Genomic DNA, 16,080 nt, shown 5'->3' on the forward strand with positions numbered 1-16,080 from the left:
ACGACGACCGACGACGACCGGTGGCGGAAGGGACGGACGGCCATGGCGCGCAGGACTCGGCTGGAGGACTCCACCTGCGCCATCGCACAGGCCCTGGACGTCGTCGGCGACTGGTGGACCCTGCTGATCGTGCGGGACACCGCGCGCGGAGTGCACCGGTTCGACGAACTGCAGCGTGAACTCGGGCTGTCCAGAAAGGTGTTGACCGAGCGGTTGCGGCTTCTGGTGGAGGCCGATGTGCTGGTTCGGGTGCCCTATCAGGAGCGCCCTGTGCGGTACGAGTACCGGCTCACCCCGCGAGGTCTTGCCCTGTTGCCCGTGCTCGTCGCCCTTCAGGACTGGGGGGATGCCTGGGTTCTGGGGGACGGGAGCACGACGGCCACCGCGGCGGAGGCGTCCGTCGAGGCGCGGCGGGTGCACGAGTTGACGGGCACGCGGGTTCCCGAACTGCGCCTCGTCGATGACGGCGGGGAGTTGCTCGATCCCGTTGCGGCGGAGAGTCCGTTCACCGTTCTGTACTGCTTCCCGGGGGCCTATGCGCGCGCCGACTCCTATCCGCCCGGGTGGTCGGAGATTCCCGGTGCGCCGGGCTGCACTCTGGAGTCCTGTGCGTACCGGGACCGGCTCGGTGAGTTCCGTGCGGCGGGGGCGAGTGTACACGGGGTGTCCACTCAACGTCCGGACGAGCAGCGCGCGTTCGCGGAGAAGGAGCGGCTGGGGTTTCCGTTGCTGTCGGACTCCGGACTGGCCCTGGTCGCGGGGTTGCGGCTGCCGACGTTCCGGGCGGCGGGGGCGGACCGGCTGAAGCGGCTCACACTGGTCGTCGACCGGGAGCGGGTCGTACGGGACGTGCAGTACCCGGTCACGGATGTGGTGGGGAGCGTGGCGGCGGCGCTGGCCGTCGTCAGGGGGCTTGGCGCGGGCCAGAGGGAATGATCCGCGCCAATGCCTCGCGGGCGTACTCCTCATCGTACGTCTCATCGGTGAGGAGGACCTGGAGGCAGATGCCGTCCAGCAGCGCGACCAGGGCACGTGCGGTCACCGGGTCCGTGCGCGGGGTGAGGCGGTCGGCCAGGTCCTGGGCCCATTCGGCGGCGACGGGGCGGAGGGCGGGGCGGCGCAGGGCGGCGAGGTAGAGCTCGCACTCCAGCTCCACGCCGGTGCGGTCGCCCGCGAGCCATTCGCCTATCCCGGCGGCGAGTTCGGAGGCCAGGTCGGTGTCCGGGTTCTCCAGGGTGCCGCGCGAGGCGATCACCTTGGCGAAGCCCTCGTTGGCCTGGCGAAGGGCCGCGACCATCAGGTCGTCCAGGCTCTTGAAGTGGTACGTGGTGGACCCCAGCGGTACGTCGGCCTCCGCCGCGACCGTGCGGTGGGTCAGTCCGGCGAGACCACTGCGTCCTACGACTCGGATGGCTGCGTCGATGATCCGCTGGCGGCGTTCGGGGTCGTAGCGCCTGGCCATCAGTGCGCTCCCCCGAGGTTCAGCACCACCACGCCGCCCACGATGAGCAGGATGCCGGCGACCTTCGTGAAGGTCAGCGCCTCGTCGAAGAGCCAGAGCCCGAGGACGGCGATCGTCGCGGTGCCCACTCCGGCCCAGATCGCGTAGGCCGTGCCGATGCCGACGGTCTTCAGGGTCTGGGCGAGCAGGGTGAAGGAGACGACATAGCCGAGGAACGTCAGAAGGGACGGCCAGAGCTTGCTGAAGCCGTCGCTGTACTTCATGGCGGTCGTCGCCGCCACCTCGGCCGCTATGGCGCCGACGAGGGTCAGATATCCCATGTGTACGAGCGTACACAACCGGCGGGGCGGCGCTGACCGCGAATGCGGAAACCGCTCTCTCCAAAAGGGCTGCTCCCGGCCCCACTGGTCCACTACTGTTTCACCGTTCACATACCGGGTCTTCGCAGCCGCGGCCCGCCCTGTCATTCAGGGGCGCCGCTGAAGGACAGTGCATGCCAGACACCACGCCCCGCCCGCCGCGGAATCAACCCTGGGAGAAAGGCTGGTCCCCTGACACCTCCCGGATACCGGGAACGCGACGGCTCTGGCTGGCCGGCACCCTCGCGGTGGCCACCGTCGCCGCGTGTGTCACGGCGATCGTCATGACGGACAGGGGAGTTGACGAGGCGTCAGGCTCTCCGGAGACCCCCGTCAACGCGACCTTTCCCGGCCTGATCTCCTTCGGCTCGCCCTCACCGAGTACGACGGCTCCTCCCAAGGGCAAGGGCGGCCTGTCCTCCCCTGATCCCACGACGAAGGCGCCGCCCCGGCACAGCCCCACACCCACGCCCTCCGCCAAGCCGTCCAAGCCGACGGCACCGGAGGAGAGTTCACCGGCCCCCGTCTCCCGCTGGAAGTCGGTCCGCGCGGTCAACTACCCCGACCGCTACTGGCACGCCTCCGACGACTACGTGACCGTCGACCGGATCACCTCCGCGTCGGCCGCCGAGGACGCCACCTTCAAGGTGGTCAACGGCCTTGCGAAGTCGTCCTGTTACTCCTTCGCCACCGCCGACGGCGGCTACCTGCGTCACCGCAACTTCGTCCTGCGCTCCGAACGCGACGACGGCTCCTCCCTCTTCGAGCAGGACGCCACCTTCTGCGCCCGCCCCGCGTCCTTCTCCGGCGCGGTCATGCTGGAGTCCGTGAACTACCCCGGCCGTTTCCTCCGCCACCGGAACTTCGTCGTCCGCCTGGAGTCGTACGACCACAGCGACCTGTACCGCCGGGACTCGGCGTTCCAGGTGGTGGCGGGGCTCAAGGACTGAGGGTCAAAGAGGGACGCCGAATGACTGAGGCCCCCGGATTCGCTCCAGGGGCCTCAAGACGAAAGGGTCGGCTGCTCAGACGTTGAATCCCAACGCCCGCAGCTGCTCGCGTCCGTCGTCCGTGATCTTGTCCGGGCCCCACGGCGGCATCCAGACCCAGTTGATGCGGAGTTCGTTGACGAGGCCGTCCGTGGCGGACTTGGCCTGGTCCTCGATGACGTCCGTCAACGGGCAGGCCGCGGAGGTCAGGGTCATGTCGATCGTCGCGATGTTCGCGTCGTCGATGTGAATGCCGTAGATCAGGCCGAGGTTGACGACGTCGATGCCCAACTCGGGGTCGACGACGTCGTACAGCGCCTCGCGGACTTCTTCCTCCGAGGCCGGCTTCATCTCAACCGTGTCGCTCATGCCGTCTTCCTTTCAGCGGCGTCGGAGCCCAGCGCCTGGGCCGTCGCGTCCTTCCACGCCATCCAGCTCAGCAGCGCGCACTTCACCCGGGCCGGGTACTTGGAGACACCGGCGAACGCGACCGCGTCCTCCAGCACCTCCTCCATGGCGTCGTCGGGCTCGATCTTCCCCTTGGACTGCATCAGCTCCAGGAAGGTCTCCTGGATCTTCTGCGCGTCGGAGAGGTCCTTGCCGACCAGCAGTTCGTTCAGCACGGACGCCGAAGCCTGGCTGATGGAACAGCCCTGGCCCTCGTACGAGACGTCCTCGATCTTCGTGCCGTCGTACTTCACGCGCAGGGTGATCTCGTCGCCGCACGTCGGGTTCACATGGTGCACCTCGGCGTCGCCATCCCTCAGACCACGCCCGTGCGGGTTCTTGTAGTGGTCCAGGATGACTTCCTGGTACATGGAATCCAGTTTCACCGTCTCAGCACGCCCCTCAGCCGAAGAAGTTCCGTACGTGCTCCAGGCCGTCCACCAGAGCGTCGATCTCGGCCGGCGTGGAGTACAGATAGAACGACGCTCGCGTGGTCGCAGGAATTCCGTACCGGAGGCAGACCGGCCGTGCGCAGTGGTGGCCGACCCGGACCGCGATGCCCTGCTCGTCGAGGACCTGGCCCACGTCGTGCGGGTGGATGTCGCCGAGCGTGAAGGAGATCGCGGCGCCCCGGTCCTCGGCCGTGGTCGGGCCGATGATGCGCAGGTCAGGGACCTCCGCAAGGCGCTTGACCGCGTACTCGGTGAGCGCGTGCTCATGGGCGAGGATCTTGTCCATGCCGATCGCGGACAGGTAGTCGATCGCCGCGCCCAGGCCGACCGCCTGCGCGATCGGAGGCGTGCCCGCCTCGAACTTGTGCGGGGCGGGAGCGTAGGTCGACGAGTGCATCGACACCGTCTCGATCATCTCGCCGCCGCCGAGGAACGGGGGGAGATCCTCGAGCAGCTCCTGGCGGCCCCACAGCACGCCTATGCCGGTCGGGCCGCACATCTTGTGGCCGGTGAAGGCGACGAAGTCGGCCTGGAGGGCCTGTACGTCCAGCGGCATGTGCGGCGCCGCCTGGGAGGCGTCGATGCAGACGAGGGCACCGACCTCCTGTGCGCGGCGGATGATCGTCTCGACCGGGTTGACCGTCCCGAGGATGTTCGACACCAGCACGAAGGAGACGATCTTCGTCTTCTCCGTGATGATCTCGTCGATGTTGGAGAGGTCGAGGCGGCCGTCGTCGGTCAGGCCGAACCACTTCAGCTTCGCGCCCGTGCGCTGCGAGAGCAGCTGCCACGGGACGATGTTGGAGTGGTGCTCCATCTCCGTGATGACGATCTCGGTCTCGTGGTCCACCCGGTAGGGGTCGTCGGCCCAGCCGAGCATGTTGGCCACGAGGTTGAGCGACTCGGAGGCGTTCTTGGTGAAGATCACCTCGTCGCGGCTGGGCGCGTTGATGAACTCCGCGACCTTGTCGCGCGCGCCCTCGTACAGCGCCGTGGCCTCCTCGGCGAGCACATGCACACCGCGGTGGACGTTGGCGTTGTAGCGCTCGTAGTACTCACTGAGGGCGTCCAGCACCTGGCGCGGCTTCTGCGAGGTCGCCGCGTTGTCCAGGTACACGAGCTTCTGACCGTCGTGGACCGTGCGGTCCAGGATGGGGAAGTCCTTGCGGAGCGCCTCGGTGTCGAGGAGGCCCGGCAGCTGTGTCACTCGGATGCGCCACCCTTCGCGTAAGCCTCGTAGCCCTCGTTCTCCAGCTTGTCGGCGAGTTCGGCGCCGCCGGACTCGACGATGCGGCCGGCCGAGAAGACGTGGACGTAGTCGGGCTTGATGTAGCGCAGGATGCGCGTGTAGTGCGTGATCAGCAGGGTGCCGACCTCGCCGGTCTCGCGGACGCGGTTGACGCCCTCGGAGACGACGCGCAGGGCGTCGACGTCCAGGCCGGAGTCGGTCTCGTCGAGGATCGCGACCTTCGGCCTGAGCAGCTCCAGCTGAAGGATCTCGTGGCGCTTCTTCTCACCGCCGGAGAAGCCCTCGTTCACGTTGCGCTCGGCGAAGGCGGGGTCCATGTTGAGGCGCTCCATGGCCTCCTTGACCTCCTTCACCCAGGTACGCAGCTTGGGGGCCTCGCCGCGGATGGCGGTGGCGGAGGTGCGCAGGAAGTTGGAGACCGAGACGCCGGGGACCTCGACCGGGTACTGCATCGCCAGGAACAGGCCCGCGCGGGCGCGCTCGTCGACGGACATCTCCAGGACGTCCTCGCCGTCGAGGGTGACGGTGCCGCCGGTGATCGTGTACTTCGGGTGACCCGCGAGCGAGTAGGCGAGCGTCGACTTGCCGGAGCCGTTGGGGCCCATGATGGCGTGCGTCTCGCCCTGCTTCACGGTGAGGTCGACGCCCTTGAGGATCTCCTTCGTGGCGTTGTCGGCCTCGACGGTGACGTGCAGGTCTCGGATTTCAAGCGTTGCCATGGGTGCCTCAGGACTCCTGGGTGAGGGAGACGAGTACGTCGTCCCCTTCGATCTTTACGGGGTATACGGGGACGGGGCGCGTCGCGGGGAGGCCGGACGGCTTGCCGGTGCGGAGGTCGAAGCTGGAGCCGTGCAGCCAGCACTCGATCTGGCAGTCCTCCACCTCGCCCTCGGAGAGGGAGACGTTCGCGTGGGAGCAGATGTCGTAAATCGCGAACACCTCACCCTCGGTCTGCACGACCGAGACCGGCGTGCCGTCGAGTTCCACCCGCTTCGGGGTGTCCTCCTCCAGCTCGCTCAGCCCACAGGCGCGTACGAACGTCATCAGACGGTCGCCTCCAGCTCCTCGTCGATCTTCACGAGAAGGCGCTCTTCGATGTCGTCGACGCCGATCTGCTGGACCAGCTCGGCGAAGAAGCCGCGGACCACCAGGCGGCGGGCCTCGTCGGCCGGGATGCCGCGGGCCATCAGGTAGAAGAGCTGCTCGTCGTCGAAGCGGCCGGTCGCCGAGGCGTGACCCGCGCCGACGATCTCGCCGGTCTCGATCTCCAGGTTCGGCACGGAGTCGACCCGGGCGCCGTCCGTCAGGACGAGGTTGCGGTTCATCTCGTACGTGTCCGTGCCCTCGGCCTTGGCCTCGATGAGCACGTCACCGATCCACACCGCGTGCGCGTCGTCGCCCTGGAGCGCGCCCTTGTAGGCGACGTTGGACTTGCAGTGCGGGGTGTTGTGGTCGACCAGGAGACGGTGCTCCTGGTGCTGGCCGGCGTCGGTGAAGTACAGGCCGAAGAGCTCGGCCTCACCGCCGGTGCCGGCGTAGGCGACGCGCGGGTGCAGCCGTACGAGATCGCCGCCGAAGGTGACCACGAACGACTTGAAGGTGGCGTCGCGGCCGATCAGCGCGTTGTGCTGGCCGACGTGGACGGCCTTGTCGTCCCAGTCCTGGACCGAGACGACGGTCAGCTTGGCGCCGTCGCCCAGGACGTAGTCGACGTTGGCGGCGAGCACGGCGTCACCGGTGTGGTCGATGACGACGACAGCCTCGGCGAAGGCACCCAGCTCGATGACCTGGTGGCCATAGGCGATCCCGCCCTCGCCGTGCACGGCGATCCGGATGGGCTCGGTGAGCACCGTCTCCTTGGGGACGGTGACCACGCCGGCCTTCTCGAACGCCGAGTACGCCTGGGCGGCGACGCGGTCCACCGGGGTGCCGGCCTTGCCGATCCGGGCGTCGTCACGGCCGACGGTCTCGACGATGACGCCCTCGGGGGCGTCGATGTCGACCTTCACGCCGTCACCGGTGGCGACCGCGGTGCCGTCGTGCAGCCCGCGCAGGCGCTCCAGCGGGGTGAACCGCCATTCCTCCTCGCGGCCGTGCGGGACCGGGAAGTCCGCCACGTCGAAGGAGGGCGGGGCGCTCATGCGCGTGGCGACGGTCGACTCGGCGGCCACCGCGATCTGGCCGGCGGTGGTGGACCCCACCGGGATGTTCTGAGCCTCAGCCATGGCTGTCGGTCTGCTCTCTTCCTACGTGTTGTGATCCTCGGCCCGCCGGGAGGGCGGGCCGCCGGCTACTGGAACAGGCGGCCGGTCAGCCGACCGCGCCTTCCATCTGCAGCTCGATCAGCCGGTTGAGCTCGAGGGCGTACTCCATGGGGAGCTCCTTCGCGATCGGCTCGACGAAGCCGCGCACGATCATCGCCATCGCCTCGAACTCGCTCAGACCGCGGCTCATCAGGTAGAAGAGCTGGTCCTCGGAGACCTTGGAGACGGTCGCCTCGTGGCCCATGGAGACGTCGTCCTCACGGACGTCGACGTACGGGTACGTGTCGGAGCGGGAGATGGTGTCCACGAGCAGCGCGTCGCACAGCACGTTCGACTTCGAGCCATGGGCGCCCTCGCCGATCTCCACCAGACCACGGTAGGAGGTACGGCCGCCACCGCGGGCCACGGACTTCGACACGATGTTGGACGACGTGTTCGGCGCCATGTGGACCATCTTCGAGCCGGCGTCCTGGTGCTGGCCCTCGCCCGCGAAGGCGATGGACAGGGTCTCGCCCTTGGCGTGCTCGCCCATCAGGTAGACGGCCGGGTACTTCATCGTCACCTTGGAGCCGATGTTGCCGTCGATCCACTCCATGGTCGCGCCCTCGTAGGCGACGGCGCGCTTGGTGACCAGGTTGTAGACGTTGTTCGACCAGTTCTGGATGGTCGTGTAGCGGCAGCGGGCGTTCTTCTTGACGATGATCTCGACGACCGCGGAGTGCAGCGAGTCCGACTTGTAGATCGGCGCCGTGCAGCCCTCGACGTAGTGCACATAGGCACCCTCGTCGACGATGATCAGGGTCCGCTCGAACTGGCCCATGTTCTCCGTGTTGATGCGGAAGTAGGCCTGGAGCGGGATCTCCACGTGCACGCCCTTCGGCACGTAGATGAAGGAGCCGCCCGACCACACGGCGGTGTTCAGCGACGCGAACTTGTTGTCACCGACCGGGATGACGGTGCCGAAGTACTCCTTGAAGAGCTCCGGGTGCTCCTTCAGCGCGGTGTCGGTGTCCAGGAAGATGACGCCCTGCTCCTCCAGGTCCTCGCGGATCTGGTGGTAGACGACCTCGGACTCGTACTGGGCCGCGACACCGGCCACGAGGCGCTGCTTCTCCGCCTCCGGGATGCCGAGCTTGTCGTACGTGTTCTTGATGTCCTCGGGCAGGTCCTCCCAGGACTCCGCCTGCTTCTCCGTGGAGCGCACGAAGTACTTGATGTTGTCGAAGTCGATGCCCGAGAGGTCGGAGCCCCAGTTCGGCATGGGCTTCTTGTCGAACAGGCGCAGACCCTTGAGGCGGAGCTTGGTCATCCACTCCGGCTCGCTCTTCTTCGCCGAGATGTCGCGGACGACGTCCTCGTTGATGCCGCGCTTGGCAGAGGCGCCGGCCGTGTCGGAGTCGGCCCAGCCGTATTCGTACTTGCCCAGGCCCTCGAGCTCGGGGTGAGCAGTCTCCGTGGGCAGAGTCATGCGGGGTTCCTCCCGGCCGTGCTTGCAGATGCGTTATGGGTGTTCTTGGAAATCTTTGGGATGAATGTCGTACAGACGCCGTCACCGTGGGCGATGGTTGCGAGCCGCTGGACATGCGTCCCGAGGAGCTGCGAGAAGATCTCCGTCTCGACCTCGCACAGCTGCGGGAACTTCTCCGCGACATGGACCACCGGGCAGTGGTGCTGGCAGAGCTGCTCGCCGACCGGTGCGCTGCGCGCCGTAGCAGCGTACCCGTCCGCGCTCAGGGCCTTGGCCAGGGCTTCGGTCCGGTCCTCGGGGGCCGCGGCCTCGATCGCCTTGCGGTACACGGCGGCCTGCTCGGCGATCCTGGCGCGGGCGAAGGCCACGACCGCCTCGTCGCCGCCGAAGCGCTCCTGGATGTAGCGCAGGGCGTCCGCGGCGAGCTTGTCGTACGACTGGTCGAAGGCGTCGCGTCCGCAGTCCGTCAGGGCGAACACCTTGGCGGGCCGACCTCGCGTCCGCGCGCCGTACACCCGCTGCTCGCGTGCCTCCACGACGTCGTCCGCGACCAGCGCGTCCAAGTGCCGTCGTACGGCGGCCGGGGTGAGGCCCAGCCGGCCGGCCAGCTCGGTGACGGTCGAGGGCCCGTGGTCCAGGATGGACCGCGCGACCCGGTTGCGGGTGGACCGCTCCCCGGTCGCGAGCTCCTCCTGGGGGGTACCCGTGGGGGTCTCCCGAGCCTCGCCGACGTTTTTCACAACGCCATTGTTGCGTAATTCCTCAGGACCGGGCAAGCGGCGTCCTGCTCCGTGGACGGTGCCCTGCGTCACTTAGGCATACCTAATCTGACCTGCGGGAACGATCTTTGATCGATCAATTCGGTGGCGCATCCGCGGCCCTTCCAGCACACTCCCCAACCATGCCCACACCCCCTCCGACCGGCCCACTTGTCACGCCCGGGCCTCCGGCGGTTGACCGGTGGGGGGCGCATACGATGCGGCACGTACGCGGCTACCCCCACCCACCTACGAGGGCTGCGCTGCTCGGCGCCGCACTGCCCTTTCAGCCCGTCCGGCGTCTGAGGACAAGGCCCGTTCAGGGCCGAATGGGGGGCTGGGGCGCAGCCCCCAGCGGGGGCCGGGGCAGCGCCCCGGGATGGGACGGGTAGGGGCGGCGGGGGCGAAACAGCCCGGCGCCCGGCGCAGCGCCCATCCGCAGACGTCGTTCGCCGCGGTCGGCCCGCGCGCGGGTGAGGTGGTCGGCGGGCACGCCACCGACTGCCGGCTCGGTGAGCGCAGCCCGCTGGCGAGGCTGGAGGCACTCCACGCGCGCGTGCTGCTGCTCGGCGCCGGCTACGACGCGTGCACGAGCTTCCATCTCGCCGAGTACCGCATACCCGCACCGCTGGTGCAGGTGGGCCGCCCCGGACCGGCCGGATGGGAGGTGGTGACCGAGGTGTCGATCAGCTCGGAGCGCTTCGACGAGCTGGGGCACGACTTCGAGCGGGACCGTCCGGTCGTACGCGGGACGGTGGGCGCCGCCGACGTACGGCTGTTCCCGGTGGCGGACGCCGTGGCCTACGCGGAGCGGTGGCTGGCGATACACCGGCCCCGTGAGGAGGGGATCCTGAACCCGCCCGCCTGAGACGGCGAGCGCGTACCTAGACTCTGGACCCATGCGAAGTGAGCCCGTGGTCCAGGTCCAGGCCCTGGTGAAGCGGTACGGCACGAAGACCGCGGTGGACGGCCTCGACCTGGTGGCCAATGCGGGTGTGACCGCAGTGCTCGGACCCAATGGCGCGGGCAAGACGACGACCGTCGAGACCTGCGAGGGGTACCGGAAACCGGACTCCGGCACGGTGCGCGTCCTGGGCCTCGACCCGGTGCGGCAGTCGGCCGCGCTGCGCCCCCGTGTCGGCGTGATGCTGCAGTCCGGCGGTGTCTACTCCGGTGCGCGGGCCGACGAGATGCTGCGGCACGTGGCGAAGCTGCACGCGCACCCCCTGGACGTGGACGGGCTGATCGAGCGGCTCGGGCTGGGCAGCTGCGGACGGACGACGTACCGCCGGCTGTCCGGCGGCCAGCAGCAGCGCCTGGCACTGGCGATGGCCGTCGTGGGGCGACCTGAACTGGTGTTCCTGGACGAGCCGACGGCGGGGCTCGACCCGCAGGCCCGCCGCGCGACCTGGGACCTGGTGCGCGACCTGCGCACGGACGGGGTCTCGGTCATCCTCACCACTCACTACATGGACGAGGCCGAGCAGCTCGCCGACGACGTCGCGATCCTGGACGCGGGCCGGGTCATCGCCCAGGGCACACCCGAGGAGCTGTGCCGCGGCGGCGCCGAGAACACCCTGCGGTTCACCGGCCGCCCCGGTCTGGACGTGGGCTCCCTGCTCAAGGCCCTGCCCGTCGACTGCACCGCCGCCGAGCTGACCCCGGGCTCCTACCGGGTCGCCGGCAAGGTGAACCCCCAACTGCTCGCGACGGTCACGTCCTGGTGCGCCCAGCACGGCGTGATGCCGGACCGGATATCGGTGGAGCGGCACACGCTCGAGGACGTGTTCTTGGAGATGACCGGCAAGGAGCTGCGTTCATGACGACGACCGTGGGGGCGTACGCGCCGAAGCCCGGTGCCGCGCCCCTCCCCCGCATGATCGCGGCGCAGGCGGTGCTGGAGACCAAGATGCTGCTGCGCAACGGTGAGCAACTGCTGCTGACGGTCGTCATCCCGACGCTGCTGCTGGTCCTGTTCGGCACGGTGGACATCGTCGACACCGGCGCGGGCGAGGCCGTCGACTTCCTCGCCCCCGGCGTCCTCGCGCTGGCCGTGATGTCGACGGCGTTCACGGGACAGGCGATCGCGACGGGCTTCGAGCGGCGGTACGGCGTCCTGAAGCGCCTCGCCTCCTCCCCGCTCCCCCGCTGGGGCCTGATGACGGCGAAGACGGCGTCGGTGCTGGTCACCGAGGTCCTGCAGATCGCCCTGCTGACGGTGATCGCCTTCGCCCTCGGCTGGTCCCCGCACGGCAACCCCTTCGCCGCACTCCTCCTGCTGCTCCTCGGCACGGCCGCGTTCTCGGGGCTGGGCCTGCTGATGGCGGGCACGCTGAAGGCGGAGGCGACGCTGGCCGCGGCGAATCTGGTGTTCCTGCTGCTGCTCGTGGGAGGCGGGGTCATCGTCCCGCTGGACAAGTTTCCGCCCGGCGCCCAGGACGTGCTCGGCCTGCTGCCCATCTCCGCGCTGTCGGACGGACTGCGGGACGTGCTGCAGCACGGGGCCGGGATGCCATGGGGTGACCTGGGGGTTCTGGCGGTGTGGGCGGTTGTGGGGCTGGCGGCGGCGGGGCGGTTCTTCCGTTGGGAGTAGGCGCCCGGTGGACCCTCGTGAATGCGTGCACAAGCGGCCCCCTACGATGGGTCCCGTGCCAAACGTGACCCGCGCCGACGCCGTAGCCGCCGTGCGCAACCCGCTCGCCTTCATCGCCGCACGCTGGACGCCGCAACCCCGGACGGTTCAGCGGGCGGCCCTCGCCGCGCTCGTCATGTCGGTGGTCATCGTGGTGACCGGCGGCGCGGTGCGGCTGACCGGCTCGGGCCTCGGCTGTCCGACCTGGCCCAAGTGCACCGCCGACTCGCTGACCACCACCAGCGAGATGGGCCTGCACGGCGTCATCGAGTTCGGCAACCGCATGCTGACGTACGCGCTTTGCGCGGCCGTCGGCTGGGCGATCATCGCCGTGCGTTCCGAGAAGCCGTACCGGCTCAGCCTGACCCGGCTGGGCTGGGCGCAGTTCTGGGTCGTTATGGGCAACGCGGTGCTCGGTGGCATCGTGGTGCTGGTCGGCCTCAACCCGTACACGGTCGCCGCCCACTTCCTCCTGTCCTCGGCCCTGATCGCGATCGCCACCGTGATGTGGCAGCGCACGCGGGAGGGCGACGGGGTGCCGCGTCCGCTGGTCGGCAAGGTGGTGCGGCAGCTGGTGTGGGTCCTGGTGGGGGTCACCGCGCTGCTGATCGCCGTCGGCACGGTGGTCACCGGCACGGGTCCGCACGCGGGCGACTCCAGTGACGTGCCGCGCATGGCTCTGCCGATGGGCATGGGCTGGGAGGACGTCAGCAAGCTGCACGCCGTCCTGGCCTGGATCGTGGTGACGCTGACCTTCGCCCTGTGGTTCGTACTCAAGGCGGTCGACGCCCCCAAGGACCCGCTGGCCCGCACCCGCGAGCTGTTCCTGATCCTGCTCGCCCAGGGCGCCATCGGCTACGTCCAGTACTTCACGGACCTCCCCGAGATCCTGGTCGGCGCCCATATGTTCGGCTCGTGCCTGGTGTGGATCGGGACGCTCAGGGTGCTGCTGGCGCTGCGGGAGCGGCCCGAGGGCGCCGTGGACGTGCCGGGCCCGGCGGCCGAGGCGGCCCTGACCAGGGCCTGACGCTCACCTCGTCCGTCCGCTCACTCCAGCCCGTACACCCGCCGCGCGTTCCCGGCCGCGATCAGCCCGGCCACCCGCTGCGCGTCCGCCAGCGACCACGCCCCCTCGGCCACCCAGCCGCCGAGCACCCGCCCGAGCGCCTCGCGGAACAGCCGTGCCCCCACCACATGCAGCTCGGGCAGCCCCTGGGCCCCGCTGGAGAAGAGGATCTTGCCGAAGGGGGCAAGTTCGAGGATCTCGGCGAGGACGGTCGCCGCGCGGGCGCCGGTGCGCACCAGGGCGGCGCCGGAGTCGGCGTAGACGTGCGGGAAGACGCCGGCGAGGTGGGCTGCGTGCCGGTGGTAGGGGTAGCTGTGCAGCAGGACGAGGTCCGTGCCCAGGCCCGCGGTGGCCCGTACGAAGTCGGTGAGCAGGACGGGGTCGGTGCGGTCGATGCGTAAGCCGGGTTCGCCGAGCCCGGCATGCAGCTGAAGGGGCAGCCCCGACGCCACCGCGATCCACAGCAGGTGCCGCAGCAGCACCGGGTCGCTCAGCTCCCCGCCGACCCGCCGCCCCGCCAGCCAGCGCCCCGCCGCGCCGCGCACCTCCCCCGGCCCCGGCGGCTCGGGCGCCAGCGCCAGCCCGTGCCGTACGCCCGCTACGGACGTGAAGGCGACGGCGCTCCCGGCCGCCCCGTGCACCGATTCGGCGAGGTTGGCGAGGAACGACTCCACCGTGCCGGACGTGTCGGCGACCTGTTCGGCGAGCAGCTCCAGCCGTACGATCTCGCGCGCCTCGGCGGACGCGGCGGACGCGACCTCGTCGGGGCCGGTGAGGTCGCCGGGCAGCCCGGTGTCGATCAGATACGTCGTGATGCCGCTGCCGCGCAGCAGTCTGCGGCCCGATTCCAGTACGCCGAGTTCACGGCGCCGGGCGAGATAGCGGGCGGGCGGACAGTGCGGTTCCAGGCCGAGCAGCGGGGGGCACCAACGCCGTACGGCGAACCCGGTCTGGGTGTCGAAGAGGGTGGTACCGGGCGCGGGCGGGCCCTCGGTGCGGGCCAGCTGCGCCTCGAAAGTACCGAGGCCCAGCTCGGTCCGCAGTACGCCATGGCAGTACTGGTCCACGAGGGACGGCATCTCGATCATCCGGGCTCCCCGTTGCTGGACCGTGTCCTTCTACGGTCCTAACGGGTGAGCCCGCGTTCAGGTGTTGCTCGCGAAGTGCTCCGCTGGGTGAGCCGCTCCGCCCGACGTTGGGAGTGGTTCGGGTGGTGCGGCGAGTGCGGGCCCGTTGTGGCTGGTCGCGCAGTTCCCCGCGCCCCTTGGGCGCGCTGGTCAACCGCCGATTTGAATGCCCGCCATCCGCTTCCACTCGTACGTCCCCGTCGTCACCTTCGCCGCGAACTCGCCGTCGAAGTCCTCGTGGACCGTGATCCCGGACTTCTCCACCGCCTTCTGGGCGATCTCGTAGGAGGGGGCCACCAGGTCGCCCCAGCCGCCGTCCGTACCGACGAGGACGATCCGGGCGCCGCGCTCGCCGATGTATGCGATCTGTCCCTCGGCGCCGCCGTGGGCCTTGGAGAAGGTGCTGATCTGCTGGGCGAGCCGGGCCACTTTGCGCTCGGCCTTCGCGTCAACCTGCTTCGTGTCTGCCATGGCCAGGATGCTACTCACGGGTAGATCGGCTGGCGAGACCAGGGCCGTGTGATGCGTACGTCAGCGCAGGAACGGGTCCACCGCGACCGCGACGAAGAGGATCGACACATAGGTGATCGACCAGTGGAACAGCCGCATCTCCTTGAGCTTCGCGCCCGTCACCTCGGCCTTGGCGCGGTTTTGCAGACCGTGCGCCTCCCAGAGCCAGAAGCCGCCGGCCAGCAGCGCGACCAGCGTGTAGAACCAGCCCGTGTAGCCGAGCGGGGTCAGCAGCAGGGACACCGCGACCATCACCCAGCTGTAGAGGACGATCTGCTTGGCGACCACCTTGTTGCTGGCGACGACCGGCAGCATCGGCACGCCCACGCGCGCGTAGTCCTCTTTCACCTTCATGGACAGCGGCCAGTAGTGCGGCGGTGTCCAGAAGAACATGACGAGGAAGAGGATGATCGGCGCCCACGACATGGAGTTGGTGACGGCCGACCAGCCGATGAGGACCGGCAGGCAGCCGGCGATGCCGCCCCACACGATGTTCTGCGAGGTACGGCGCTTGAGGATCATCGTGTAGACGACGACGTAGAAGAGGAGTGCGCCGAGCGACAGCCAGGCGGAGAGCCAGTTGACGGCCAGGCCGAACAGGAGCGTCGAGACGATGGCCAGGGTGATGCCGAAGACCAGGCACTCGCGCGGGCTGACCATGCCGGTGACGAGGGGGCGCTGCGAGGTGCGGTCCATGAGCGCGTCGATGTCACGGTCGATGTACATGTTCAGCGCGTTGGCGCCGCCCGCGGAGAGATAGCCGCCGACGCAGGTGAGCAGGACCAGCTTCATGTCCGGAACGCCCTGCTCGGCGAGGAACATCACCGGAACGGTGGTGATCAGCAGCAGCTCGATGATCCGCGGCTTGGTCAGCGCCACGAACGCCTTGATCCGGGCCCCTACCGGCCGCCGGCTCGGGCTCTGGCTCGCCCCGATAACCCCCGCAGGACGGGATTCAACGGCCGTCACGCACACCCCTGACAGAGACATCCCAGCAAGCCTGAACCGTGTGAAGTCCCGGTAAAGGCTCGCGCGTACCACGCCACTGTAGACGTTGCCCAGACCCGGACATTCGCGGGGGTGGGGTCGTGTTGAGCGGCGCCTGTGGACGAGCCCCCAGGCACTCGATTGAGCACTCTTCCGAGCGGCTCCGTATTCAGATGCCGAACACGAAACGGACCGGTCGGGAGGCGGATCCGGGACCGCCCCGGCAGTCTGGAATGACTCGAAAAAACGCGCGTACTTGCGGGGGTAGGCTCGACAACGGCCGGGGCGTGCAGAGAGCACCGGCAATCGA

At 69.2% G+C, this 16,080-nt stretch carries 18 protein-coding genes and 1 pseudogene; 6 read left to right on the forward strand and 13 right to left on the reverse strand.

Features of this window, described 5'->3' with window-relative positions:
* The first annotated feature begins 42 nt into the window (after window positions 1-42).
* A complete protein-coding gene (locus AB0I98_RS36290) occupies window positions 43-936 on the forward strand; it encodes a winged helix-turn-helix transcriptional regulator (protein ID WP_362949341.1) in 894 nt (297 codons plus the stop codon).
* Here the strand turns inward: AB0I98_RS36290 and AB0I98_RS36295 are convergent.
* Window positions 905-1,462, reverse strand: coding sequence for a TetR family transcriptional regulator (locus AB0I98_RS36295; RefSeq protein WP_362949343.1), 558 nt, complete (start codon window positions 1,460-1,462; stop codon window positions 905-907). The genes AB0I98_RS36290 and AB0I98_RS36295 overlap by 32 nt on opposite strands.
* Entirely contained in the window at window positions 1,462-1,782 is a 321-nt protein-coding gene (locus tag AB0I98_RS36300; RefSeq protein ID WP_362949344.1) for a multidrug efflux SMR transporter, read from the reverse strand. The genes AB0I98_RS36295 and AB0I98_RS36300 overlap by 1 nt, the downstream gene beginning before the upstream one ends.
* Before the next feature lie 173 nt (window positions 1,783-1,955).
* Between AB0I98_RS36300 and AB0I98_RS36305 the strand changes: the two genes are divergently transcribed.
* Complete coding sequence (locus tag AB0I98_RS36305) at window positions 1,956-2,771, forward strand: AbfB domain-containing protein (RefSeq protein ID WP_362949345.1); 816 nt, start codon at window positions 1,956-1,958, stop codon at window positions 2,769-2,771.
* Between the two features lie 75 nt (window positions 2,772-2,846).
* On the opposite strand, the gene AB0I98_RS36310 is transcribed toward AB0I98_RS36305, so the two are convergent.
* The 8 genes from AB0I98_RS36310 to AB0I98_RS36345 form a co-directional block, all read right to left on the reverse strand.
* Window positions 2,847-3,179, reverse strand: coding sequence for a metal-sulfur cluster assembly factor (locus AB0I98_RS36310; protein WP_055636909.1), 333 nt, complete (start codon window positions 3,177-3,179; stop codon window positions 2,847-2,849).
* Window positions 3,176-3,643 (reverse strand): Fe-S cluster assembly sulfur transfer protein SufU, encoded by a 468-nt coding sequence (sufU, locus tag AB0I98_RS36315; protein WP_362949347.1) that lies wholly within the window; start codon window positions 3,641-3,643, stop codon window positions 3,176-3,178. The genes AB0I98_RS36310 and sufU overlap by 4 nt, the downstream gene beginning before the upstream one ends.
* 16 nt (window positions 3,644-3,659) lie before the next feature.
* A complete protein-coding gene (locus AB0I98_RS36320) occupies window positions 3,660-4,916 on the reverse strand; it encodes a cysteine desulfurase (protein ID WP_210575743.1) in 1,257 nt (418 codons plus the stop codon).
* Window positions 4,913-5,677 carry a Fe-S cluster assembly ATPase SufC gene (gene sufC, locus AB0I98_RS36325; RefSeq protein ID WP_362949348.1) on the reverse strand — a complete coding sequence of 255 codons (765 nt, stop codon included), beginning with the start codon at window positions 5,675-5,677 and terminating at the stop codon, window positions 4,913-4,915. Before sufC ends, AB0I98_RS36320 begins: the two co-directional genes overlap by 4 nt.
* 7 nt (window positions 5,678-5,684) lie before the next feature.
* On the reverse strand, window positions 5,685-6,002 hold the full coding sequence (locus tag AB0I98_RS36330) for a non-heme iron oxygenase ferredoxin subunit (RefSeq protein WP_362949349.1): 318 nt from the start codon (window positions 6,000-6,002) through the stop codon (window positions 5,685-5,687).
* Window positions 6,002-7,183 carry a Fe-S cluster assembly protein SufD gene (sufD, locus tag AB0I98_RS36335; RefSeq protein ID WP_362949350.1) on the reverse strand — a complete coding sequence of 394 codons (1,182 nt, stop codon included), beginning with the start codon at window positions 7,181-7,183 and terminating at the stop codon, window positions 6,002-6,004. Before sufD ends, AB0I98_RS36330 begins: the two co-directional genes overlap by 1 nt.
* An 85-nt stretch (window positions 7,184-7,268) precedes the next feature.
* Window positions 7,269-8,690: a Fe-S cluster assembly protein SufB gene (gene sufB, locus AB0I98_RS36340; RefSeq protein ID WP_031057584.1), complete on the reverse strand. Its 1,422-nt coding sequence runs from the start codon at window positions 8,688-8,690 to the stop codon at window positions 7,269-7,271.
* Window positions 8,687-9,430 carry a metalloregulator ArsR/SmtB family transcription factor gene (locus tag AB0I98_RS36345; protein ID WP_362949352.1) on the reverse strand — a complete coding sequence of 248 codons (744 nt, stop codon included), beginning with the start codon at window positions 9,428-9,430 and terminating at the stop codon, window positions 8,687-8,689. Before AB0I98_RS36345 ends, sufB begins: the two co-directional genes overlap by 4 nt.
* A gap of 430 nt (window positions 9,431-9,860) precedes the next feature.
* Here AB0I98_RS36345 and AB0I98_RS36350 point away from each other — a divergent pair.
* The 4 genes and pseudogenes from AB0I98_RS36350 to AB0I98_RS36365 all read left to right on the forward strand — a co-directional run.
* A pseudogene (locus AB0I98_RS36350) lies at window positions 9,861-10,316 on the forward strand (AAC(3) family N-acetyltransferase); the annotation flags it as partial.
* A gap of 31 nt (window positions 10,317-10,347) precedes the next feature.
* Window positions 10,348-11,271, forward strand: coding sequence for an ABC transporter ATP-binding protein (locus AB0I98_RS36355; RefSeq protein ID WP_362949353.1), 924 nt, complete (start codon window positions 10,348-10,350; stop codon window positions 11,269-11,271).
* Window positions 11,268-12,041, forward strand: coding sequence for an ABC transporter permease (locus AB0I98_RS36360; RefSeq protein WP_362949355.1), 774 nt, complete (start codon window positions 11,268-11,270; stop codon window positions 12,039-12,041). Before AB0I98_RS36355 ends, AB0I98_RS36360 begins: the two co-directional genes overlap by 4 nt.
* 46 nt (window positions 12,042-12,087) lie before the next feature.
* Complete coding sequence (locus AB0I98_RS36365) at window positions 12,088-13,107, forward strand: COX15/CtaA family protein (protein WP_362949357.1); 1,020 nt, start codon at window positions 12,088-12,090, stop codon at window positions 13,105-13,107.
* 20 nt (window positions 13,108-13,127) lie between these two features.
* On the opposite strand, the gene AB0I98_RS36370 is transcribed toward AB0I98_RS36365, so the two are convergent.
* The 3 genes from AB0I98_RS36370 to AB0I98_RS36380 form a co-directional block, all read right to left on the reverse strand.
* A complete protein-coding gene (locus AB0I98_RS36370) occupies window positions 13,128-14,234 on the reverse strand; it encodes an amidohydrolase family protein (RefSeq protein ID WP_362949359.1) in 1,107 nt (368 codons plus the stop codon).
* A 189-nt stretch (window positions 14,235-14,423) separates the two neighbouring features.
* Complete coding sequence (locus AB0I98_RS36375) at window positions 14,424-14,744, reverse strand: hypothetical protein (protein ID WP_362949360.1); 321 nt, start codon at window positions 14,742-14,744, stop codon at window positions 14,424-14,426.
* A 60-nt stretch (window positions 14,745-14,804) separates the two neighbouring features.
* The gene (locus AB0I98_RS36380) at window positions 14,805-15,758 is read right to left on the reverse strand and encodes a heme o synthase (RefSeq protein ID WP_362949387.1); all 954 of its coding nucleotides are present in this window, start codon (window positions 15,756-15,758) and stop codon (window positions 14,805-14,807) included.
* Window positions 15,759-16,080 lie beyond the last annotated feature (322 nt).

It is taken from the genome of Streptomyces sp. NPDC050211, from assembly GCF_040656035.1.
Lineage (GTDB): Bacteria > Actinomycetota > Actinomycetes > Streptomycetales > Streptomycetaceae > Streptomyces.